Origin of the sequence: Streptomyces sp. NPDC048254 (assembly GCF_043201895.1) — a bacterium.
Lineage (GTDB): Bacteria > Actinomycetota > Actinomycetes > Streptomycetales > Streptomycetaceae > Streptomyces.
The window spans coordinates 112,275-133,219 of record NZ_JBICZJ010000020.1 but is presented as its reverse complement, the minus strand read 5'-3'; the positions used below and the strand labels follow the sequence as shown (position 1 = coordinate 133,219).

At 71.6% G+C, this 20,945-nt stretch carries 19 protein-coding genes, 2 tRNA genes and 1 other RNA gene; 10 read left to right on the top strand and 12 right to left on the bottom strand.

What is annotated here, in order from left to right; translation table 11 throughout:
- Nucleotides 1–10: 10 nt before the first annotated feature.
- A tRNA-Gly gene (locus ACGFZQ_RS41125) sits at nt 11–83 on the top strand.
- A 71-nt stretch (nt 84–154) separates the two neighbouring features.
- Here the strand turns inward: ACGFZQ_RS41125 and ACGFZQ_RS41120 are convergent.
- From ACGFZQ_RS41120 to ffs, 6 genes are all read right to left on the bottom strand, one after another.
- Entirely contained in the window at nt 155–1,054 is a 900-nt protein-coding gene (locus tag ACGFZQ_RS41120) for a phosphoribosylaminoimidazolesuccinocarboxamide synthase (RefSeq protein ID WP_351744515.1), read from the bottom strand.
- Nucleotides 1,055–1,124: 70 nt separating this feature from the next.
- Complete coding sequence (locus ACGFZQ_RS41115) at nt 1,125–2,618, bottom strand: N,N-dimethylformamidase beta subunit family domain-containing protein (RefSeq protein WP_393844714.1); 1,494 nt, start codon at nt 2,616–2,618, stop codon at nt 1,125–1,127.
- A 339-nt stretch (nt 2,619–2,957) separates the two neighbouring features.
- Nucleotides 2,958–4,733 (bottom strand): hypothetical protein, encoded by a 1,776-nt coding sequence (locus tag ACGFZQ_RS41110; RefSeq protein WP_393844713.1) that lies wholly within the window; start codon nt 4,731–4,733, stop codon nt 2,958–2,960.
- Between the two features lie 277 nt (nt 4,734–5,010).
- On the bottom strand, nt 5,011–6,282 hold the full coding sequence (purD, locus tag ACGFZQ_RS41105; protein WP_393844712.1) for a phosphoribosylamine--glycine ligase: 1,272 nt from the start codon (nt 6,280–6,282) through the stop codon (nt 5,011–5,013).
- A 108-nt stretch (nt 6,283–6,390) separates the two neighbouring features.
- Nucleotides 6,391–8,652, bottom strand: a complete 2,262-nt coding sequence (locus ACGFZQ_RS41100) for a DNA polymerase III subunit gamma and tau (RefSeq protein ID WP_393844711.1) — start codon at nt 8,650–8,652, stop codon at nt 6,391–6,393.
- Nucleotides 8,653–8,697: 45 nt separating this feature from the next.
- An RNA gene (gene ffs, locus ACGFZQ_RS41095) (signal recognition particle sRNA small type) lies at nt 8,698–8,796 on the bottom strand.
- A 72-nt stretch (nt 8,797–8,868) separates the two neighbouring features.
- Between ffs and ACGFZQ_RS41090 the strand changes: the two genes are divergently transcribed.
- Together ACGFZQ_RS41090 and ACGFZQ_RS41085 are read left to right on the top strand one after the other, a co-directional pair.
- Nucleotides 8,869–8,956: transfer RNA gene (locus ACGFZQ_RS41090), tRNA-Ser, on the top strand.
- Nucleotides 8,957–9,284: 328 nt separating this feature from the next.
- A complete protein-coding gene (locus ACGFZQ_RS41085; RefSeq protein ID WP_393844710.1) occupies nt 9,285–9,917 on the top strand; it encodes a hypothetical protein in 633 nt (210 codons plus the stop codon).
- 73 nt (nt 9,918–9,990) lie between these two features.
- On the opposite strand, the gene trxB is transcribed toward ACGFZQ_RS41085, so the two are convergent.
- Genes trxB through ACGFZQ_RS41070 form a run of 3 tightly spaced genes read right to left on the bottom strand, consistent with a single transcriptional unit; the run spans nt 9,991 to nt 12,094 of the window.
- Nucleotides 9,991–10,977, bottom strand: a complete 987-nt coding sequence (gene trxB / locus ACGFZQ_RS41080) for a thioredoxin-disulfide reductase (protein WP_393844709.1) — start codon at nt 10,975–10,977, stop codon at nt 9,991–9,993.
- A 5-nt stretch (nt 10,978–10,982) separates the two neighbouring features.
- A complete protein-coding gene (locus tag ACGFZQ_RS41075; protein WP_393844708.1) occupies nt 10,983–11,402 on the bottom strand; it encodes an arsenate reductase ArsC in 420 nt (139 codons plus the stop codon).
- Between the two features lie 56 nt (nt 11,403–11,458).
- On the bottom strand, nt 11,459–12,094 hold the full coding sequence (locus ACGFZQ_RS41070; RefSeq protein WP_393844707.1) for a three-helix bundle dimerization domain-containing protein: 636 nt from the start codon (nt 12,092–12,094) through the stop codon (nt 11,459–11,461).
- Nucleotides 12,095–12,196: 102 nt separating this feature from the next.
- Here ACGFZQ_RS41070 and ACGFZQ_RS41065 point away from each other — a divergent pair, with 102 nt between their 5' ends.
- The 4 genes from ACGFZQ_RS41065 (at nt 12,197) to ACGFZQ_RS41050 (ending at nt 16,229) form a co-directional block, all read left to right on the top strand.
- Nucleotides 12,197–12,505, top strand: coding sequence for a metalloregulator ArsR/SmtB family transcription factor (locus tag ACGFZQ_RS41065; RefSeq protein ID WP_355909009.1), 309 nt, complete (start codon nt 12,197–12,199; stop codon nt 12,503–12,505).
- Nucleotides 12,502–13,611, top strand: a complete 1,110-nt coding sequence (arsB, locus tag ACGFZQ_RS41060; RefSeq protein ID WP_393844706.1) for an ACR3 family arsenite efflux transporter — start codon at nt 12,502–12,504, stop codon at nt 13,609–13,611. The genes ACGFZQ_RS41065 and arsB overlap by 4 nt, the downstream gene beginning before the upstream one ends.
- Nucleotides 13,612–13,858: 247 nt before the next feature.
- Nucleotides 13,859–14,929 carry an ArsO family NAD(P)H-dependent flavin-containing monooxygenase gene (locus ACGFZQ_RS41055; RefSeq protein WP_393844705.1) on the top strand — a complete coding sequence of 357 codons (1,071 nt, stop codon included), beginning with the start codon at nt 13,859–13,861 and terminating at the stop codon, nt 14,927–14,929.
- A gap of 67 nt (nt 14,930–14,996) precedes the next feature.
- Nucleotides 14,997–16,229 (top strand): MFS transporter, encoded by a 1,233-nt coding sequence (locus ACGFZQ_RS41050; RefSeq protein ID WP_393844704.1) that lies wholly within the window; start codon nt 14,997–14,999, stop codon nt 16,227–16,229.
- 10 nt (nt 16,230–16,239) lie between these two features.
- Here the strand turns inward: ACGFZQ_RS41050 and ACGFZQ_RS41045 are convergent, their stop codons facing one another.
- From ACGFZQ_RS41045 to ACGFZQ_RS41035, 3 genes are read right to left on the bottom strand one after another with little or no spacing between them, the layout of a single operon-like run.
- A complete protein-coding gene (locus tag ACGFZQ_RS41045) occupies nt 16,240–16,608 on the bottom strand; it encodes an ArsR/SmtB family transcription factor (protein ID WP_393844703.1) in 369 nt (122 codons plus the stop codon).
- A gap of 48 nt (nt 16,609–16,656) precedes the next feature.
- Nucleotides 16,657–17,187, bottom strand: a complete 531-nt coding sequence (locus ACGFZQ_RS41040) for a hypothetical protein (RefSeq protein ID WP_393844702.1) — start codon at nt 17,185–17,187, stop codon at nt 16,657–16,659.
- Nucleotides 17,188–17,220: 33 nt separating this feature from the next.
- Complete coding sequence (locus tag ACGFZQ_RS41035) at nt 17,221–17,754, bottom strand: flavin-containing monooxygenase (protein WP_393844701.1); 534 nt, start codon at nt 17,752–17,754, stop codon at nt 17,221–17,223.
- 68 nt (nt 17,755–17,822) lie between these two features.
- Here ACGFZQ_RS41035 and ACGFZQ_RS41030 point away from each other — a divergent pair, with 68 nt between their 5' ends.
- Genes ACGFZQ_RS41030 through ACGFZQ_RS41020 form a run of 3 tightly spaced genes read left to right on the top strand, consistent with a single transcriptional unit; the run spans nt 17,823 to nt 20,903 of the window.
- Nucleotides 17,823–19,196, top strand: coding sequence for an FAD-dependent oxidoreductase (locus ACGFZQ_RS41030; RefSeq protein ID WP_393844778.1), 1,374 nt, complete (start codon nt 17,823–17,825; stop codon nt 19,194–19,196).
- A gap of 35 nt (nt 19,197–19,231) precedes the next feature.
- On the top strand, nt 19,232–19,696 hold the full coding sequence (locus ACGFZQ_RS41025) for an ArsI/CadI family heavy metal resistance metalloenzyme (protein WP_393844700.1): 465 nt from the start codon (nt 19,232–19,234) through the stop codon (nt 19,694–19,696).
- A gap of 7 nt (nt 19,697–19,703) precedes the next feature.
- A complete protein-coding gene (locus ACGFZQ_RS41020) occupies nt 19,704–20,903 on the top strand; it encodes an MFS transporter (RefSeq protein WP_393844699.1) in 1,200 nt (399 codons plus the stop codon).
- The last annotated feature ends 42 nt before the right edge of the window (nt 20,904–20,945 follow it).

The window sequence follows — 20,945 nt, the reverse complement described above, 5'->3', positions numbered from 1 at the left end:
CACGGCGCATGCGGACGTAGCTCAGTTGGTAGAGCGCAACCTTGCCAAGGTTGAGGTCGCGAGTTCGAGCCTCGTCGTCCGCTCAGAAGAGAAGGCCCCCGGTTTCCGCCGGGGGCCTTCGGCGTTCCCGGGCCGGGGCCCGGGGGTGCCTGCGTCACGACCAGGTGTTGCCGGTCAGCCGTTCGTACGCCTCGATGTACTTCGCCCGGGTCGCCTCGACCACCTGCTGCGGCAGCGGCGGCGGGGGCTGCTCGCTCTTCCGGTCCCAGCCGGACTCGGCCGAGGTCAGCCAGTCGCGCACGAACTGCTTGTCGAACGACGGCTGGACCCGGCCCGGCTCCCACTCGTCGGCCGGCCAGAAGCGGGAGGAGTCCGGGGTGAGGACCTCGTCGGCGAGGACGAGGGTGTCGTCCTCGAAGCCGAACTCGAACTTGGTGTCGGCCAGGACGATGCCCCGGTCGCGGGCGATGTCCCGGGCCCGTCCGTACACCGCGAGGGTGGCCTGGCGCAGCTGGGCGGCCGTCTCGGCGCCGACCTGCCGGGCGACCTCCTCGTACGACACATTCTCGTCGTGCTCGCCGACCTCGGCCTTGGTGGCCGGGGTGAAGATCGGGGCGGGCAGCTCGGAACCGTCGACCAGGCCCTCGGGGAGGGCGAGCCCGCACACCGTGCGGGACTCCTGGTACTCGGCCAGGCCCGAGCCGGTGAGATAGCCGCGCGCCACGCACTCGACCGGGAGCATCTTCAGCGACTTGCAGACCAGGGTGCGGCCCGCCCAGTCGGCGGGGGCGCCCTCGGGCAGCTCGGTGCTGATGACGTGGTTGGGGACGAGGTCGGCGAGCTTGTCGAACCACCACAGGGAGAGCTGCGTGAGCACCCGTCCCTTGTCGGGGATCTCGGTCGGCAGCACCCAGTCGTACGCGGAGATGCGGTCGCTGGCGACCATCACGAGGTCCCCGGCCGCGTTCTGGTACAGCTCGCGCACCTTGCCGGTGTGCAGATGCACCAGACCCGGCACCTCGACGGGCTCGGGCTTTTCGACGAATCCGGACACGGTTCCTCCCCGTGGTTCTGTGCAGGTGCCCCCGATTCTCCCGTATGCCGGGTTGTCCTCGGACACGGGGTCACTCCCGTTTGCAGATGCGGTCCAGGAGGTTGGCGGTGGCGCGCTGGACGCGGGGGTCGACATGGCCGGGGCGGTCCAGGGCCGGGGACCAGGCGAAGGTCCCGGAGGCGAAGACCAGGGCGCCGGAGGGGGCGCGGTAGAGAGAGGTCTCCTGGTGGCGCAGGGCGCCGTCGCTGTCGGCGTAGGGGGAGTGGGCGAGCAGCATGCGCTCCTCGTGCTCGGGCAGCACGGTGCGCGGGAAGTAACGGTCGGCCTCCCCGGCCACCAGCCCCGGCAGTTCGTCGCCCTCCTGCGCGCCGGTGGCCTCCCAGAGCCAGTGGCCGGCGTTGCGCACGATCAGGGGGTGCGGCTCGGGCACCCGGCCCGCGTACTGGATGCCGACCGTCTGCTGCTCGGGCCGGTCGATCTCGCGCCAGAGCACGGGCCTGCCCGGACCCTTGCGTTTGCGGCAGGTGAGCAGACGGTCCGCGACCCCGGACGGGGACGGCCCCAACTCCACCTGCCAGTACATGGTGTTGGCGGAGAGGAAGACCAGCGAGGTGCCGCTGTCCCGGGCCAGATCGACCGTGCGGCGCATCCGCGGCGACCAGTACTCGTCGTGGCCCGGGAAGACCAGGCCCCGGTAGCGGGTGGGGTCGACACGGCCGGCGTGCAGGTCGCGGGCGTCGGCGTAGGCGAGGTCGTAGCCGTAGCGCTCGGCCCAGCGGATGAAGTCGTAGGCGTGGCCGACGTGCAGGGGCAGGCCCGCGCCCGCGTACGGCCGGTCGAAGGAGACGGTGGTCGCCGCGTCGGCCTCGCCGAGCAGCCGGCCCCGCTCGTCCCAGGCGTGGTAGAGGCTGGCGCCGGTGCGGCCGTCCTCGGGGTAGAGGTTGTAGGCCTGCCAGGTGATGTCCGGCAGGAGCAGGAGCAGGTCGGCGGGGTGGTTGTCGCGGATCGTGAAGGGCACGTGGGAGCGGTAGCCGTCGGCCGTGGTGAGCACGGCGACATACGCTCCGATGCTCCAGAAGGACGGGACCTGCAACCGCCAGGACAGCCACCAGTGGTGGCAGGAGACCGTACGGTCGGCGGCCAGCGGCGGGGGCTGCACGATGCCGGACAGCCGCGGGCTGGTGGTGATCTTGGCGGCGCCGTCGCCGCCGTAGTGGCCGATGCGGTAGATGTCGACGCTGAATTCCTGCGGCGGGTCGACGGTGATGTGGAAGTCGACGGCCTCGCCGGGGGAGACCGCTCCGGTCGAGGCGAATCCTTTGATCTGCCGGTGCACGTCGTCCGCCGAGCGGGGGCCGACCGCACTACGGGGTGCGGGGATCCGCGGGTTCTCGCCGGTGGGCTGTGGCCGGCTCGGGTCGACATACCAGGGGACGACATGACCGGTGTCGTCGAAATAGGTCTCGCTGCCGCGCAGCCAGGGGACGGGACCCTGGCCGAAGGGGTCCGTGACGGCGTGCGCGAGTGCTCCCGACTCCCAGCGGCGGATGTGGTCCGATGCCATGGTGGCTCCCCTCCCTCGTGCCCCCGTGAAGTGTGCTGATACGAGTCGTTGTGCGGTGGTGCGTGCGGTGGTGCGGTGTTTCGTGGCCGAGCTTGTGCTGTTCCGGTCGGGCCTGGTTCGCGCCCGGTTCGTGCCTGGTTCGTGCCTGTTTCCGGTTTCGCCCGTGGTGCTGTGCGGGTTCCGCGGGCTGTGACTGTGCCGTCTGCCTCATGTCGGATGCGCTTGCCATTTCACCGAACGGTCCCAGCACATCACATAACGCACGCGTCTGGTCACGGTTCGTTGCGAATTTGCCTGAAGTGGAACGGTTCGCTCCGCTAAAGCGTCGAAACGCCGAGGTCAGACCAGCCGTACGGGCTTCTCGGGACGTATCCCGGATTCGACCAGCCAGGCCCGCAGCGGGGCCGGGTCTCCCTCCTCGACAAGGCTGAGGACTCTGGGCGTCAGGTCGGCGGCCCGCTCGCCGTCGACCAGCAGGGACGGGCCGTCGAGCCAGTCCAGGCCGGGGGTGGCTCCGGCGGTGTCCACGGCCGCGCAGCACACCATCGCCGTGACGTGGTCCGCGAGCAGCTCGCGGGCGGTGCGCGGGGGCTGGAGGGGGAAGAGGGGCAGCGCGCAGTCGTCCCAGAGGGCGCTGTCGGGGCCCTGCCCGGCGGGTGCGGGTGCGGGTGCGGGCGCGTCGGATCCGGGTCCCGGGGTGACGGCGGCGGCCTCCTCGCGGGCGAGGGCCGCGGTGAGCCCCGCGGCCAGGGCGGCGCTGCGCTCGGTGCCGGTGGCTTCCTCGGCGTCCTCGTCGTAGGCCGCGGGCTCCTTGGGCCTGCGGTGGGCGGCCGGGTCGGTCAGGTGGTCCAGGACCCGGGCCAGGGTGGGGCCGCCGGGGTCGGGGGCGGCGGGGTCAAGGGTGGCGCGGACGCCGAGGGAGTCCAGGACGCGGTGCAGCCGGGCCGCCTCGGTGCGCCAGGTGCGGTCGACGACCTCGTCCGGATACTCCTGCCAGGCCACCGGCGACCAGTCCGGGCCCGGCTCGGCGGGGCCGCCGTGGAAGAGACGGGCGGCGAGCAGCGAGGCGGCCTCGTCCACCAGGCCCGGCTCCTCCAGCAGGTCGCAGGCGGGTCGCTCGCCGAGCCGGGAGGCGAAGCCCTCGGCCAGCCGGTCGCGCCGGGACAGCTCGGTGAGCGCCGCGACCACGCCCGCGTCCAGCCGGGACGGCCAGCGGCCCATCCGCCAGGCGGGCAGCGCGACCCGGGTGAGAAGACGGTCCCAGCCGGCATAGGCGAGGCCGACCTGCTCCTGGGCGACGATCCGCAGTCCGTAGTCCACGGCCTGTGCGCGCTCGGCGGCCGCGGCGGCGACCCCGCGCTCCATCAGCGCCGCGTGCTCCCGGCAGCCCCGCAGCAGCACCCGGGCCACCCAGCCGAGGCCCGCGCACACCAACCGGGTCGCCGGACATCGGCCGGTCGTCGAGGAGACGGCGACCGCCGCGTCCAGCCCGCGCACGAAGCGGCGGGCGGCGGCTATGTCCGGGTGCGCCGAGGGTCCCGTACCGGCGACGACCGGGGCGAGGACCGCGCGCAGCTCGCCGACGCGCATCCACCACAGGAACGGGGAGCCGATGACGAGTACGGGGGCGGCCGGGGTACGGCGGTGCGGGCCGGGGTTGCCGAGCTCGTCGCCGCCCTTGGGCGCGGGCGGGCCGTGCGCCGGGTGGGTGCGGTCCTCCAGCCAGCTGTCGCAGTCCGGGGTGAGCGCTATGGCGGAGGGCACCGGGACGTCGAGGCGGTCGGCGAGGTCGCGCACCATCCGGTACAGGTCCGGGGCGGACTCCTGCAGGATCGGGACCGTGGGGCTCACGGCCGGCCGGGCGCGGGCCACGACCAGGCCGATGCCGGCGGCGGCCAGCAGCACGACGACGGCGAGCACACCGACGATCCAGCGGGCCGTGTCCCAGCTCCGGCCGACGAAGTGACCGGTGGAACCGCCGGTCAGCAGGATCACCGTGGCCGCCGCGGGCAGCAGCGCCACGGCCAGGGCCCGGCCGCGGATGCGCAGCACAGCGAGGGCCCGGGTACGCGCTGCCTGCGCTCCCGCCTCCACACCGATACCGGTACTGGTCACGTCCGGACCTCACCCCCTCCCTGCTGTCCTGGTGCCGTCCTGGCTGTTGCTCACTCCCCCACTGTGGCACCCGCCACTGACATCGCAATGCCGGTGGGCCAAGTGCCGGAACGCTTGCGCCGCACCCTAGTTGGGGCCTCGGCCCCCGTCAGCCGGATGGGGCATCGGTCACTCGATGGAATGGCTTTGGTCAGAGGTGATCGACAGACAGCAACGATCAGGCCCCGGATTTTCGGGGTCCGGGGCCTGACCAGGAGCGGTGCACGCATGGAGGCGCTCAGGCCTCGGCCACCTCGCCCGCCTCGGCCGCCGCCTTCGCCGCGATGTCCGTACGGTGCTGGGAGCCGTCGAGCCCGATCCGCGCCACGGCCGCGTACGCCCGCTCGCGCGCCTGCGTCAGATCCTGACCGGTCGCCGTCACCGAGAGGACCCGGCCACCGGCGCTGACGACCGCCTCGCCGTCCCGCTTCGTCCCCGCGTGCAGGACGTAGGCGTGCGGGGCGTCCTCGGCGGCCACGGTGCCGAGGCCGGTGATGGGGTCGCCGGTGCGCGGGGTGTCCGGGTAGTTGTGGGAGGCGACGACCACGGTGACCGCGGCGTCGTCGCGCCAGCGCAGCGGCGGGAGGTCGTCGAGGGTGCCGTTCGCGGCGGCGAGCAGGACGCCGGCCAGCGGGGTCTTCAGACGGGCGAGGACCACCTGGGTCTCGGGGTCGCCGAAGCGGGCGTTGAACTCGATGACCCGGACACCGCGCGAGGTGATCGCGAGGCCGGCGTAGAGGAGACCGGAGAACGGGGTGCCGCGCCGCCGCATCTCGTCGACGGTCGGCTGGAGAACGGTCTCCATGACCTCGTCGACCAGCTTGGGGTCGGCCCAGGGCAGCGGGGAGTACGCCCCCATGCCGCCGGTGTTCGGCCCCTGGTCCCCGTCCAGGGCCCGCTTGAAGTCCTGGGCGGGCTGGAGCGGGAGAACCGTCACACCGTCGGTGATCGCGAAGAGGGAGACCTCGGGGCCGTCGAGGAACTCCTCGATGACGACACGGTCGCACCCGGCGGCGTGCGCCGTGGCGGCCGCCAGGTCGTCGGTGACGACGACACCCTTGCCGGCGGCGAGCCCGTCGTCCTTCACGACGTACGGCGCCCCGAAGGCGTCGAGGGCCTCGGCGACCTCATCCGCGTCTGTGCAAACGTACGAACGGGCGGTGGGGACGCCGGCCGCCGCCATCACGGCCTTGGCGAACGCCTTGGACCCCTCGATCCGCGCGGCCTCCCCGGAGGGACCGAAGACCGGGATACCCGCCTCGCGCACGGCGTCGGCGACCCCCGCGACGAGCGGGGCCTCCGGGCCGACGACGACGAGATCGGCGCCGACCTCCCGGGCCAGCGCGGTGACGGCGACGCCGTCGAGGGCGTCGACCTGGTGCAGCTCGGCGACCTCGCCGATACCGGCGTTGCCGGGGGCGCAGTGCAGCGCGGTGACGTCGGAATCGAGGGACAGAGAGCGGCACAGGGCGTGTTCGCGGGCGCCGCTGCCGATGACGAGGACCTTCACGGGGGCCAGCGTAGCCGGGTCCACCGACTGGAGGATTCTCCAAGGGGGTGGAGGGCGGGTCGGGGAACCCTCGGCTCCCGCCATCTCACCGTCGGCACTCGTCGCGCGTCACTCGTTCCGGAACTCCTCCACCACCGTCGCCCCCAGCTCCCGCACGATCAGTTCATGGCCGGAGAGGGCCGACTCGTCGAGGTCGGGGTCGTCCTCCTCGGGGATGTCGTCCTCGGGAGACACCGGAGGCGGCTCGGGGGCCGCGGGCGACGGGGTCGGAGCCGCTGCCGTCCGGGCGGACGGCGGGGAGCCCTGGGGTGTGGCCGTCGGCGGCCCGGGCTGGGACGTCGCCGGGCGGGCCGGGGCCGCCGGGGCGGAGCCGCCGTAACCGGACGACGCCGCGGGTGCGCCGCCGTAACCGCCGCCGGGCTGGCCGCCGCCGTATCCGGGACCGGCCGGGGCCGAGCCGCCGCCCGTCGGATCGACGATCGCCTCGATCCGCCACTGCACGCTGAACTGTTCGGCCAGCGCCTGCCGCAGCACGTCCTCGCTGCCGCTGCTCGCGAAGTTGTCGCGGGCGCCTGCGTTGACGAAGCCGAGTTGGAGGGTGGTGCCGTCGAAACCGGCGACCTGGGCGTTCTGGCTGAGGAGGATCCAGGTGAAGCGCCGACGGTTCTTGACCGCTTCGAGGATGTTCGGCCAGAGGACACGGGGGTCCAGCCCGCCGGCAGGGGCAGCCGGCGCCGGGGCCGCCGGGGCTGTTTGGGCCGGCTGGGCCGCTGGGGTGCCCGCGCCCGTGGCCCCGCCCGCTGCCGCCGTGCCCGTGCCCTGGCCCGTGGCCGAGGCCGTGGGCCAGCCGCCGGGGCGGCGAGCGGCGCCGCCACCCGCGGGGGCAGCCGTCGGCCAGGCGCCGGGCGTGGCGGCGGGCGGTGCGGCCGGGGGAGCCGCCGGGGCCGTCGGTGTGGGCGCGGGTGGCTGGGGAGCCGGTGTCGGTGCCTGTGCAGGCGCCGGCGCCTGCACCGGCGCGGACTCGGGTGCCGCTCCCCCTCGTACCGCCGCACGGGCCGCCGCAGGGCCGCCCCCCTGCGGAACCGGAACCGGAGGAACCGCAGGAGCAGGAGCAGGAGCCGGAGCCGCCGAAGCCCCTCCCGGCGCCGCCCGGTGTGCCTCGGGCCCGGGGACGTACCCCATCGCGGGCGCACCGCCCCCGCCGGAGAAGTTGACGCCCCGCTCCAGCCGGTCGAGGCGGGCCATCACGGACCGCTCGTCGCCGTAGGCGGCGGGAAGCAGCACGCGCGCGCAGATCAGCTCCAGCTGGAGGCGGGGGGAGGTGGCGCCGCGCATCTCGGTCAGGCCCGCGTTGACGAGGTCGGCCGCGCGGCTGAGCTCGGCGGCGCCGAACGTGCCGGCCTGGGCCTGCATACGCTCCAGGACGTCGGCGGGGGCGTCGAACAACCCCTTCTCCACGGCGTCGGGCACGGCCGCGAGGATCACCAGGTCCCGCAGCCGCTCCAGCAGGTCGGCGACGAAGCGGCGCGGGTCGTTGCCGCCCTCGATGATGTGGTCGACGACCTCGAAGGCGGCGGCGCCGTCCCCGGTCGCGAAGGCCTCGACGACGGAGTCGAGCAGGGACCCGTCGGTGTAGCCGAGCAGGGAGGTGGCCATGGCATACGTCACACCCTCCTCGGTGGCCCCGGAGAGCAGCTGGTCCATGACGGACATGGAGTCACGCACGGAACCGGCACCGGCGCGCACGACGAGCGGCAGCACGCCGTCCTCGACGGCGATCTTCTCCTTGCCGCACACCTCGCCGAGGTAGTCCCGCAGCGTGCCCGGCGGCACCAGCCGGAAGGGATAGTGATGGGTCCGCGACCGGATGGTCCCGATGACCTTCTCGGGCTCGGTGGTGGCGAAGATGAACTTCAGATGCTCCGGGGGCTCCTCGACGACCTTGAGCAGCGCGTTGAAGCCGGCCGACGTGACCATGTGGGCCTCGTCGATGATGTAGATCTTGTAGCGGCTGCCGGCAGGCCCGAAGAAGGCCTTCTCACGCAGCTCACGGGCGTCGTCCACACCACCGTGAGAGGCCGCGTCGATCTCGATGACGTCGATCGAACCGGGCCCGTTGCGGGCGAGGTCGCGGCATGACTGGCACTCACCACAGGGGGTCGGCGTCGGCCCCTGCTCGCAGTTCAGGCAGCGGGCCAGGATCCGTGCGCTGGTGGTCTTCCCGCACCCACGCGGCCCGCTGAACAGGTACGCGTGATTGACCCGGTTGTTCCGCAGCGCCTGCTGCAACGGGTCGGTGACATGCTCCTGCCCGATGACCTCGGCGAACGACTCCGGGCGATAGCGGCGGTACAGCGCGAGAGACGACACGCTTACGAGGTTATAGGCGCCCACTGACAACCAGCCCCGCCCGCAAACGCAAGCGCCCCCCACGCACCCGCCAGAGCCAACCTACCCTTGCTGCCTTCCGGCCCTGGGGGAGTTCAGTCAGATAGCGCCGCGTGAGGGGCTCTGCACAGAGTACCCGACGTCAGCGGGTGGGAACGAGTTCGCGAGCACTCCTCTCGGTCATGTAATGTTCCGAGCGGAGGATTCGCCTAGAGGCCTAGGGCGCACGCTTGGAAAGCGTGTTGGGGGCAACCCCTCACGAGTTCGAATCTCGTATCCTCCGCCAGTGCCTCACCGGGCACGATGTCGAAGGGCCCCACCGTTCGCGGTGGGGCCCTTCGACGTGCGTGGTCTCAGTTTTGGTCTCAGTTGCAGCGATCGGACTGGGCTGGACCTCGGCGAACAGTGATCTGGTTCACCGCGCCTGATCGGGGAGCCCGTGCAAGCCAAAGTGATCTGCCCCGCACCACACCCGGAGCAGCTGAGGGGTGGGGTCGCAGGCCCAATGCGCACTGCCCCGCGGCCCTTGGCAGCCCACCTCGACTGTCAGTGGCGGTCGTTACGGTTGGGATCACGGAGCGTTCTGGCATGACCGAGCGGATCAGGGGATGGCGATGAGCATTCTGCGGGCGGCATGGGTTCCGGATGACGACCCTGAGCGTGACTGGCAGATTGCTGCCGACCTCGCCGTGGGTTGGGTGGAACGCGAGGCCGCCGAACAGGGTGCGACCGCCGTCCTGGTACTGAACGCCTTCGGCGCCGAGCAGACCGTCCCGGCGTTGCGACGGCTTGCTCAACGGCATCGCGTTGCAACGCCGCGATCGGGCAGACAGCGTGCCGGGAGCGGTGTCGGGCCAGTGCTGGCCTACGTGCCGGATGCGAAGACGCTGGAGTTTGCCACTGGTCTGGCGCGGGGCTCGTCGCTTGCGGCGGTTGAGGGGGTCAACCTGTTCCCGCTGCGGGGCTGGGCCACGCAGGTGCATGCCGTCGATCTCACTCGCCCAGAGGACGAAGTCGAGGAGGTGGACTCTCGGCTCACGTCGGCGCTGGACAGGTTGAAGTTCTACGGCAACAACGGCTACGGGCCACCGTTCGACCGTCAACAGGCAGCGCGAGTTCTCGGTGATCTCCGGTCTGCTGGTCTGCTCGACCGTGACGTGGTTCTCGGCGCCATGGCCGCCCAAGGCATCAGCCCCAACGGTCTGAAGCGCCTTGTCCAACTCATCGACTCTGCTGGTGGCCGGTAACCGCCGCCCCGTCCATCAGGCCGCCCTTGGGGTGCCCAACACCAGATAGGCACCCCGGCCCAGTCTCGTCGGCTCAGACCACGGCCGGCGCACCGTCGAGCGCCGACATCGTGTCGAGGTCAGTGAGCGCAGCCAGGTATCGCTCCGCGTCCAGCGCGGCCTGGCAGCCGCTTGCGGCGGCGGTGATGGCCTGGCGGTAGGTGTGGTCGACGACGTCGCCGGCGGCGAAGACGCCGGGGACGTTCGTGCGGGTGGAGGGCGAGGCGACCTTGAGGTAGCCCTCCTCGTCCAGGTCCAGCTGGCCCTGGAACAGCTCGGTACGCGGGTCGTGGCCGATGGCGATGAACAGGCCAGTTACGTCGAGGTCGCGGGTCGTGCCGGTGAGGACATCGCGCAGGACGACGCCGACGAGCATGCCGTTGGCCTCCTTGATTTCCGCGATCTCGCTGTCGAACGCGAAGGAGATCTTGTCGTCGGCGAACGCGCGGTTCTGCATGACCTGGGAGGCCCGCAGGGTGGAGCGCCGGTGGACGACGGTCACCGAGCGGGCGAAGCGGGTAAGGAAGGTCGCTTCCTCCATGGCGGTGTCGCCGCCGCCGACCACCACAATGTCGCGGTCGCGGAAGAAGAAACCGTCGCAGGTCGCGCACCAGGACACGCCCCGGCCGGACAGTTCCTCCTCCTTAGGGAGGCCGAGCTTGCGGTAGCCGGAGCCGGTCGCCACGATCGCCGTCTTCGCCTGGTGCACGGTGCCCGCGGTGTCGGTGACGGTCTTGATGTCTCCGCTGAGATCGACGGCGACGATGTCGTCGTCGACCATCTCCGCGCCGAACCTCTCGGCCTGGGCGCGCATGTTCACCATCAGGTTCGGGCCGTCGATGCCCTCGGGGAAGCCGGGGAAGTTCTCGACCTCGGTCGTCGTGGTCAGCGCGCCGCCGACGAAGATCGCACCGCCGAACACGAGAGGCTTGAGTTCGGCGCGGGCGGCGTAGAGGGCGGCGGTGTATCCGGCGGGGCCGGAGCCGATGACGATGACCTCGCGTATGCCGGTTTCGGTCACGGAGGTCACGCCTCCTGCTTGGCGTCGATCTCGGCGATCAGCGCCTCGATACGGGTCTTGATCTCGTTGCGGATGGGGCGGACGGACTCGACGCCCTTGCCGGCCGGGTCCTCCAGCGCCCAGTCGAGGTACTTCTTGCCCGGGAAGATCGGGCAGGCGTCGCCGCAGCCCATGGTGATGACGTAGTCGGACGCCTGCACAGCCTCAGTGGTGAGGATCTTGGGCTTGGCGTCGGCGATGTCGACGCCAACTTCCTTCATCGCCTCGACCGCGGCCTGGTTGACCTGGTCGCCCGGGATGGAGCCGGCGGATCGGACCTCGATCCGGTCACCCGCGAGATGGGTGAGGAATCCGGCGGCCATCTGCGAGCGCCCGGCGTTGTGTACGCAGACGAACAGCACGGAAGCGAGCGGGCTGGAGGACATCTGTTCTTCCTTCACGATGTGGATCAAGCAGGTCGTACGGGATCGGGATACGGAGTTCAGGTGCTCGGCAGGGAGGCGAGCAGCTCGGTGATGTGGGCGTCGATCTCGTCACGGATGCCGCGGACGACGGCGATCGGGGCACCCTCGGGGTCGGTGACCGGCCAGTCCAGGTAACGGCGGCCAGGCACGATCGGACAGGCATCCCCACACCCCATCGTGATGACGATGTCGGCGGCCTGCACGACCTCGTCGGTCAGCGGCTTGGGGAACGCGTCCGCCACATCCACGCCCGCCTCGGTCAGCACCTGCGCGACGACCGGCTCGACCTCGGTGGCCGGGTGCGTGCCCGCCGAGGAGACGACCACGTGGCCTCCGGCGCGGTGCGCCAGGAGGGCGGCGGCCATCTGGGAGCGGCCGGCGTTGTGGCTGCACACGAACAGAACGCGGGGCAGACCGCTGCCAGGCGCGCCCTCGATGTGCGCGAGCGCGTCCAACCGCTCGGTGGCCAGGTGCTCGGCCAGCACGACCAGGTGGGTGCGGATGCGGGCATGCTCGGCCAGACGCTCGTAAGAGTCGGTGACGAGGCGCTGGATGGTCTCGGGCGAGAAGCGCCCGCGGTAGCGGAGGGCGAGACGGGCGATGCCGGACGCGAGACGTTCGTCGGGCAGGACGGGAGGTGGGGATGCGGTCATGGGAATCCCCTTCGGGTGTGGGCCCCCACGGGTGTGGGGATGCGGGTCCCAGGGATCAGCCCCAGCTGGTATCAGCTCGGGGTGATGTGACAGTATCAGTCCATGATGACGTCAGTCGACACTGATCTGATGCGGGTCCTCGCCGACCCGCTCCGCCTCCAGATCGTCACCCTCCTCGCCCGGGAGACGCTCTGCTCCACGCACCTGATCGAGGAGACCGGTGCGAAGCAGACCAATCTCTCCAACCACTTGAGAGTGCTGCGCGAGGCCGGGGTCGTCGACACGGAACCATGCGGCCGGTACACGTACTACAAGCTGCGCCCCGACGTCATCGCCCAACTCGCCGGTCAGTTCGCCGACCTGGCCGAGTCCGCTCGCAATGCCGCCGACAACAAGAGGGCCTGCCCGTGACCCCCACCGAAGCACCCGCGACCACCGCCGAGGATTCCTCGGTCGTCGCGAAGCTGTCGACGCTCGACCGTTTCCTCGCCGTCTGGATCCTCGCCGCCATGGCGCTCGGCCTCGGTCTCGGCCGCGCCATCCCCGGGCTGAACGACGCCTTGGCGAAGGTCGAGATCGGCGGCATCTCGCTGCCGATCGCCGTCGGTCTGCTGATCATGATGTACCCGGTGCTGGCCAAGGTCCGCTACGACAAGCTCGACGCCGTCACCGGCGACCGCCGGCTCATGGTCTCGTCCCTGGTCATCAACTGGATCGTCGGCCCGGCGGTGATGTTCGCGCTGGCGTGGATCTTCCTGCCGGACCTGCCCGAGTACCGCACCGGCCTGATCATCGTCGGCCTGGCCCGCTGCATCGCCATGGTCATCATCTGGAACGACCTCGCCTGCGGCGACCGCGAGGCCGCTGCCGTCCTGGTGGCCCTCAACTCCGTCTTCCAGGTCCTGGCATTCGGCCTGCTCGGCTGGTTCTACCTCGACCTTCTGCCCGGCTGGCTGAACCTGGGCGACGGCGAGCACCTGGACATCTCCATGTGGAAGATCGCCCTGAACGTCGTCATCTTCCTCGGCGTTCCGCTGCTGGCCGGATTCCTGACCCGCCGCATCGGCGAGCAGAAGCTGGGCCGGGAAAAGTACGAGTCCAACTTCCTCCCGAAGATCGGCCCTTGGGCGCTCTACGGGCTCCTCTTCACGATCGTCATCCTGTTCGCCCTGCAGGGGAAGACGATCACCTCGCAGCCGCTGGACGTCGTCCGGATCGCGCTGCCGCTGCTGGTCTACTTCGCCGTCATGTGGTTCGGCACCTTCGCCCTCGGCAAGGTCATCGGTCTCGCCTACGACCGCACCGCGACCCTCGCCTTCACCGCGGCCGGCAACAACTTCGAGCTGGCCATCGCGGTCGCCATCGCCACCTTCGGCGTCACCTCCGGCCAGGCCCTGTCGGGTGTGGTCGGCCCGCTGATCGAAGTGCCGGTGCTGGTCGCGCTGGTCTACGTCTCGCTGGCCTGGCGCAAGAAGTTCACCGCGCGCACCGCCGAGCCGCTGGAGGCCACGCGGTGATCTGCCTGGACTGCCACAACATCGGCGCGCAGGTCGCTGCGGTCGGCATGTGCAGCCAGTGCGGAGCCGCCGCGTGCGCCGTCCACTCGGAAGTCTCCGAGCAGTTCCTGACCTGCATGAAACCCATCTCGCGTCCGGTGGCCACCGAGCCGCCCGTGCGGCGCCTGCTGTGCTCTACCTGCGCAGCGGCGCACCGGGCCCACGCGGTCTGCTGCCCGCAGTCCGCGAACCTCATCCGGACGTCCTGATGAGCGTGCCGGACACGCAGGTGGTGGTAGTCGGCGGCGGCCAGGCCGGGCTCGCCGCCGGCTACTACCTGCGCCGCCAGGGCCTGGACTTCGTCATCCTGGACGCCCAGGACACGCCGGGCGGCGCGTGGCAGCGCACCTGGGACTCGCTGCACCTGTTCTCCCCAGCGGCGTACTCATCGCTGCCGGGGTGGCTCATGCCGCCGCAGGAGGGCGAGGAGTATCCGGACGCCGGACACGTCGTGTCGTACCTGCGCGACTACGAGAAGCGCTACGAGCTACCGATCCAGCGCCCGGTACGGGTGACGGGCGTCCACCGGGATGGTCAACTCCTGCGCGTGGAGACCGACTCCGGCACCTGGCGGGCGCGGGCAGTGATCAGTGCGGCCGGCACCTGGTCTCGGCCCTTCCTGCCCGCCGTTCCCGGCCGCGCCGAGTTCGGCGGCGAGCAGCTGCACACCGTCGAGTACCGGCGCCCGTACGACTTCGCGGGCCGCCGCGTCATCGTGGTCGGCGGCGGCAACTCCGGCGCCCAGATCGCCGCCGACCTCGCCCACGACACCGAGCTGACCTGGGTCACCCAACGCCCACCCCGGTTCCTGGCCAACGACATCGACGGCCGCGCCCTGTTCGATACCGCCACCGCCCGGCGCCGTGCCCTCGACGAAGGGCGTACCGACACCGGCGGCGTGGCCTCGCTCGGCGACATCGTCGCCATACCGCCGGTACGCGAAGCGCGCGACCGCGGGCAGCTCACAGCCGCTCCGATGTTCAGCCGTCTCACCCCGAGCGGCGTGGAGTGGGCCGACGGCACCCGCGCCGAGGCCGACGCGATCATCTGGTGCACAGGCTTCCGACCCGCCCTGTCCCACCTCGGACCGCTCCAACTCCGCGGCCGACGCGGTCACATCGCCGTAGAGGGCACCCAAGCGATGGAAGAGCCGCGTCTGCACCTGCTCGGCTACGGCGACTGGACCGGCCCCGCCTCCACCACGCTCATCGGCGTCGGGCGTCCCGCCCGGCAAGCGGCCCGCGAGATCTCCGCGCTCCTCGCGGCCGAAGCGACGTAGGGGCGCGGCGGAGATCGTGCTTTTGTCCACTCGCGGATCAGGTCCTGCGGGCTGAAGACTGCCCACCATGACCACGACCCCGGCTCCCGATCAACCCGCCGCCGAGTCCGAGCAGGAACGATGGCTGACACCCGGGGTACGCGGTATCGGCTCCGCCAGCCTCCTCGCGGACGTCGGCCACGAGATACCCACCGCCCTGCTGCCCTCACTACTGAACTCGACGATCGGCGCACCGGCCGCCGCGCTGGGCGCGATCGAGGGCGTCTCGGACGCTCTCGCGGGGGCCGCCCGGTTCGGTGGCGGCGTCCTGGCCGACGATCCGGTCCGCCGCCGCACGGTCGCCGTTGGCGGCTACGCCACCACCGCCGTGCTCGGCGCGGCGATCGGCGGTGCCACGGCCGTCTGGCAGGTCGGCGTGCTGCGGGCAGCCGCCTGGACCGCGCGCGGCCTGCGCGTACCGGCCCGCAACGCACTGCTCGCGGACATCGTCCCGGCCAAGGCGTACGGGCGGGCGTACGGCTTCGAGCGGATGATGGACAACCTCGGAGCGATCTTCGGACCCCTGCTGGCCCTGGGCCTGGTGGCCTGGCTCGGTGTGCAGTGGGCGATCGGGCTGTCGGTGATCCCGGGGCTGCTGGCCGCCGCCGCGATCGTCTACGCCATCCGCCACACCCCCAGGCCGACGAGCAGGGACAAGGTGCCGCTGCGCATCCGCGTACGCCCCGTCCTGCATGGCGAGTTGGGCCGGCTGATGGGGGCCGTCGCCGCCTTCGAGGTCGGCAACGTCGCCGCGACCCTGCTCATCCTCCGGGCGACGGAACTGCTCACACCCGACCACGGTGCCAAGACGGCGACCACCATCGCGCTGGGCCTCTACACCGCCTACAACGTGGCCGCGACCCTCGCCTCGGTCCCGGCGGGACGCCTGGCCGACCGGCTCGGCGCGCGCGGCCCGCTCCTCGTGCTGGCCGCGGGAGTCGCGGCGTTCGCCGCCGCCTACGGACTGTTCGCCTTCAGCGGCGCGGTCGTCACCGTCCTGGCGATCCCGTTCCTCCTGGCCGGTGTCGGGATCGGCGCGGTGGAGACTGCCCAGCACTCCGCCGTCGCCGCGCTCGCCCCCAAGGACCTGCGCGGTTCGGCATTCGGCCTGCTGGCCACGGTGCAGTCCCTGGGCAACCTCGCCGCCTCTGCCATCGCAGGCATCCTGTGGAGCGCGGTCTCCCCGGCCGCCGCCTTCACCTATCTCACGGCGTGGATGCTGCTCGCCTTCGGCGGCCTGCTCACCATCGCCCGGCGCTGACGCCGGGAAATCATCCCCAGGTCGCGAGCATCTGCCCCATGGCCGCCATGACCGACGGCTCGACCCGGTAATACACCCAGGTGCCGCGCCGCTCGGAGGTGAGCAGTCCGGCCTCCTTCAGCTTCTTCAGGTGGTGGGAGACGGTCGGCTGGGAAACGCCGACATCGGAGATGTCGCACACGCACGCCTCGCCGCCCGCGTGCGAGGCGACCAGCGAGAACAGGCGCAGCCGCACCGGGTCGCCCAGCGCCTTGAACATCCGGGCGGTCCGCTCGGCCTCCTCGGCCGTCAGCGGCCGCTCGGTGAGCGGCGGGCAGCACGGCACGACAGCCTCGGCGACCTCGGGTTCCAGCAGCGGCAGCGCCTTGATGTTCGACATACGTCTATGTTGACATACATCGAACCAGAGCGCCCAGGGTGCACAGCCTCAGCCTCGGTGCACATACACCGCCAGGCGCCGGGCGATCCGGCTCGCATCCCTGCCGACCCCGCCGAGGGAGTTCGAGGACAGGCTGCGCTGCCACTCCAGCCCCATGTAGGCGAGGCCGGGGCGGGCGAGCGAGACCCCCTCTCGGTGGATCGGGTGGCCGTGGCCGTCGAGCGCGCCGAGCGGGGCCAAGTAGCCGAGGTCGGGACGGTAGCCGGTGGCCAGCAGGATCGCGTCGACCTCCTCCGTGGTCCCGTCGGCCCAGGTGACCTTGGTTCCGCTGACGCCGGTGAACACCGGGCGCCAATCCGGTGCCCCGGCTGCGACCGCATGGCGATAGCGACCGTCGTCGATGACCAGCTGGGTCGGCGGGGTGCGCAGGAACCGGCCGACGGGCAACGTGTCGATTCCGGTGCGGGTCAGCCACCAGTGCAGATCCCGGCCAAGGGTGCGCCGGCGGGCGAATCGCACCGAATGCCGTGCGGTGAGCGTCACCTGCGCCCGCTCGGCGAGCTCGGCGGCGATCTGCACCGCAGAGTTCCCTGCCCCTACGACCACCACGCGCTACCCGGCGAACCCCTCGGGCACGTGGTAGCCGGCGGCATGCAGCACGGTGCCGGTGAAGCCGTCGAGGCCCGGCAGGGCGGGGCGATGCGGACTGCCGAAGGAGCCGGTTGCCGCGACCACGGCGCGCGCCGTCAACCACCGGCCGCCTTCCAGTCCGACGGTGAAGGCGCCATCTCCGAGGCGGACTTCGTGTACCCGGGTCCGGGTGCGGATTTCGGCATCCAGGTGGCTGGCGTAGCGCAGCAGATAGGCGACGACCTCGTCCCGGTGCGGGTAGCGGTCGGGGTCACCGCCGAATGGCAGCCCGGGCAACGAGCTGTAACCGGCCGGAGAGAACAGGGTGAGGCTGTCGTAGTAGCGCGGCCACGACCCCGCTGCCTCCTCCGACGCTTCAAGGACCACCGGCTCCAGCCCCCGCCTGCGCAGCGCGTATGCGGTGGCAAGCCCGGACTGACCGCCACCGATCACTACGACGTCTACCTGTTCCACAATCCCACCCTCGATTCGACGAATGTCTATGTTGACGTTCATCGAATCAGGTGTAATGCTGGTCGCGCAAGCCATCGACAAATGTCGAAGCAAAGGGGAACCTCGTGGCCGTGTCCATTAACAGCGTGCCCGCCACCGACCAGCTGCCCGTCGTGGTCATCGGAGCCGGCCCGATCGGCCTGGCCGCCGCCGCCCACCTCATCGAACGCGGCCTGGAACCACTGGTCCTGGAGGCCGGACCGTCGGCCGGCACCGCCGTACGCGACTGGGCGCACGTGCGGCTGTTCTCCCCTTGGGCCGAGGTCACCGACCCGGCCGCCGAGAAGCTCCTCGCCCCGACCGGCTGGGTGCGCCCCGACGCGGCGACGTACCCCACGGGTGGCGACTGGGCCGAGCGCTATCTGCAGCCGCTCGCCGACCTGCTCGGGCACACGATCCGCTACGGCACCACCGTCACTGGCGTCGCCCGCGCCGGGCGGGACCGGATCGTCGACTCCGGTCGCGAGGAGCAGCCGTTCACAGTGCACCTTCAGACCGCGGACGGTGGCGAGGAGCGCATCACCGCCCGCGCCGTCATCGACGCCTCCGGCACCTGGTCCACCCCCAGCCCGCTGGGCGCCAACGGCCTGCCCGCCCTCGGCGAGAAGACCGCCGCCGACCACATCTCCTACCGCGTCCCCGACCTCAACGACCCGTCCGTACGGGCCCGTTACGCGGGCAAGCGCACCGCCGTCGTCGGCTCGGGCGCCTCCGCATTCACCGCCCTCGCCTACCTTGCCGACCTGGCCAAGGACAGCGAAGGGACCCACGCGGTGTGGATCCTGCGACGCGGGATCACCGGCTCTACGTTCGGTGGCGGCGAGGCCGACCAGCTTCCGGCCCGCGGTGCACTGGGCCTGCGGGCCAAGGCCGCCGTCGAGGCCGGCCATGCGAGCGCGGTCACCGGATTCCGTACACAGGCTGTGGAAGGCGACGGCGTCCAGCTCATTCTGGTCGCCGAGGACGGCCGCCGCCTGGACCCGGTCGACGAGGTCATCGTCCTGACCGGCTTGCGCCCCGACCTGTCCTTCCTTTCCGAGGTTCGCCTCGGCCTCGACGAGCGCCTCCAAGCCCCGACCGCGCTGGCTCCACTGATCGACCCGAATGTGCACTCCTGCGGCACGGTCTACCCGCACGGCGTCATCGAACTGTCCCACCCCGAACCGGGCGTCTACCTGGTCGGAATGAAGTCCTACGGCCGCGCGCCCACGTTCCTGGCAATGACCGGCTTCGAGCAGGTCCGCTCCATCACCGCTGCCCTCGCCGGAGACCAGGAAGCCGCCGAGCGGGTCGAACTGACCTTGCCCGAGACAGGCGTCTGCAGCGGCGGTGGACTGCTCGACGAGACCGCCCCCGTTCAAAGCGGTGACGGCGGCGGCTGCTGCGCGGCACCGTCCACCCTGCAGATCGGCATCGGCGCCCCAGCCTCCTCCGGCGGCTGCTGACCCGCCAACCCACCCCTTCCAGCAGGAGGTACGCCATGTCCCGCGTGCAACTCGCCCTCCGCGTTCCCGACCTCGCCGCGTCCATCGCCTTCTACACGAAGCTCTTCGGCACCGAGCCCGCCAAACTCCGCGACGGTTACGCCAACTTCGCCATCGCCGAGCCCCCGCTCAAGCTCGTCCTGATCGAAGGCACGGCGGACGAGGCGACCCGCATGGATCACCTCGGCGTCGAGGTCGACAGCACCGAGGCCGTCCAGGCCGCCACCGCCCGCCTGGGCGACGCCGGTCTGGCCACCGACGTGGAGAACGACACGACCTGTTGTTACGCCCTCCAGGACAAGGTCTGGGTCCACGGTCCCGGCCAGGAGCCCTGGGAGGTGTACGTCGTCAAGGCCGACGCCGACTCCCTGGCCAAGCAGCAGGGCAGCACCTGCTGCGCCGGCCCGGTCGAGGCCGACACCGGCTCGAAGGAACCGGCCGTCGCGGGCGGCTGCTGCTGACCCGCCGATGACCAACCTCCACACCAACGAGGCCGTGACCGGCGCGGGGGACCGGTCACGGCCTCGCGCCGCCCTGCCCGCCCTGTGCGCCACACAGATCACCAGCTGGGGAATCGTCTACTACGCCTTCCCTGTGCTGAACCCCCAGATCACCGCGGCCACGGGCTGGTCGGCCACCGCCACAACCGCCGCCTTCTCGGGCGCGCTCCTGGTCTCCGCCCTCACCGGCATCTCCGTCGGGCGCATCCTCGACCGCCGAGGCCCACGCGCCGTCATGACCACCGGCTCCGTCCTGGGCGTCATCGCCGTGCTGGCCATCGCCTACGCGCCCAACCTCGCGGCCTTCACCGCCGCCTGGCTGCTGGCCGGCGTGGCCATGGCCGCCACCTTCTACCAGCCCGCCTTCGCCGCCCTCACCCGCTGGTGGGGAAGCGACCGCGTCCGTGCCCTCACCATCGTCACCCTCGCCGGTGGCCTGGCCTCCACCGCCTTCGCCCCGCTGACCGCCACGCTCGCCGAGCACCTGAGCTGGCGCAGCACGTACGCCGTACTCGCGCTGCTCCTGGCCCTCGTGACCATCCCCGCCCACGCCCTCGCGCTACGAGGACCTTGGCCGCCCGCCCCGATGTCGGCCGCCCAACGGGGCGCTAACAGCGGCTCGGTGACCCGCAGTCGACCGTTCCTGATGCTCGCCACCGCGCTCACGCTGAATAGCTTCGCCATGTACGCGGTCGTCATCGCCCTCGTACCCCTGCTGATCGCACGCGGCGCCAGCCCCACGGCCGCCGCCTGGGCCCTTGGCCTGGGCGGCGCAGGACAGACCCTCGGCCGCACCCTGTACGCGACGCTCGCCAGCCGTACCGGCGTCACCACCCGCACCGTCGCCCTGATCACGCTCGGCGGGACCACGACCGCCGCCTTCGCGATGGTCTCCGGCCCCTTCCCCCTGCTCGTGGGCATCGCGATCGCGGCCGGCATGGTGCGAGGCAACCTCACCCTGCTCCAGGCCACCGCGGTCAGCGACCGCTGGGGCACGACGCACTACGGGCGTCTGTCCGCGCTCTTGGCCGCCCCGGCCACCATCGCGTCTGCCTTGGCCCCCTTCGCGGGAGCCGCCCTGGCCGGACCGTTCGGCGGCTATCCCGGCCTGTTCGCCGTGCTCGCACTGGTCTCCGTCGTAGCGGCCCTCCTCGCGCTCGGGAGCTGAAGAGGTCACTGAAAATTGGGCGACGTCTCGCGGTCAGACCCG

Excerpts from the sequence above, each read along its gene's own strand:
- ACGFZQ_RS41055 (WP_393844705.1), top strand. The coding sequence starts at position 13,859 with ATGAGCGTGCCGGACACGCAGGTGGTGGTAGTCGGCGGCGGCCAGGCC.
- ACGFZQ_RS41035 (WP_393844701.1), bottom strand. The coding sequence starts at position 17,754 with ATGAACGTCAACATAGACATTCGTCGAATCGAGGGTGGGATTGTGGAA.
- ACGFZQ_RS41070 (WP_393844707.1), bottom strand. The coding sequence starts at position 12,094 with ATGACCGCATCCCCACCTCCCGTCCTGCCCGACGAACGTCTCGCGTCC.
- ACGFZQ_RS41065 (WP_355909009.1), top strand. The coding sequence starts at position 12,197 with ATGATGACGTCAGTCGACACTGATCTGATGCGGGTCCTCGCCGACCCG.
- ACGFZQ_RS41115 (WP_393844714.1), bottom strand. The coding sequence starts at position 2,618 with ATGGCATCGGACCACATCCGCCGCTGGGAGTCGGGAGCACTCGCGCAC.
- ACGFZQ_RS41075 (WP_393844708.1), bottom strand. The coding sequence starts at position 11,402 with ATGTCCTCCAGCCCGCTCGCTTCCGTGCTGTTCGTCTGCGTACACAAC.
- ACGFZQ_RS41025 (WP_393844700.1), top strand. The coding sequence starts at position 19,232 with ATGTCCCGCGTGCAACTCGCCCTCCGCGTTCCCGACCTCGCCGCGTCC.
- ACGFZQ_RS41020 (WP_393844699.1), top strand. The coding sequence starts at position 19,704 with ATGACCAACCTCCACACCAACGAGGCCGTGACCGGCGCGGGGGACCGG.
- ACGFZQ_RS41045 (WP_393844703.1), bottom strand. The coding sequence starts at position 16,608 with ATGTCGAACATCAAGGCGCTGCCGCTGCTGGAACCCGAGGTCGCCGAG.
- ACGFZQ_RS41050 (WP_393844704.1), top strand. The coding sequence starts at position 14,997 with ATGACCACGACCCCGGCTCCCGATCAACCCGCCGCCGAGTCCGAGCAG.
- ACGFZQ_RS41085 (WP_393844710.1), top strand. The coding sequence starts at position 9,285 with ATGAGCATTCTGCGGGCGGCATGGGTTCCGGATGACGACCCTGAGCGT.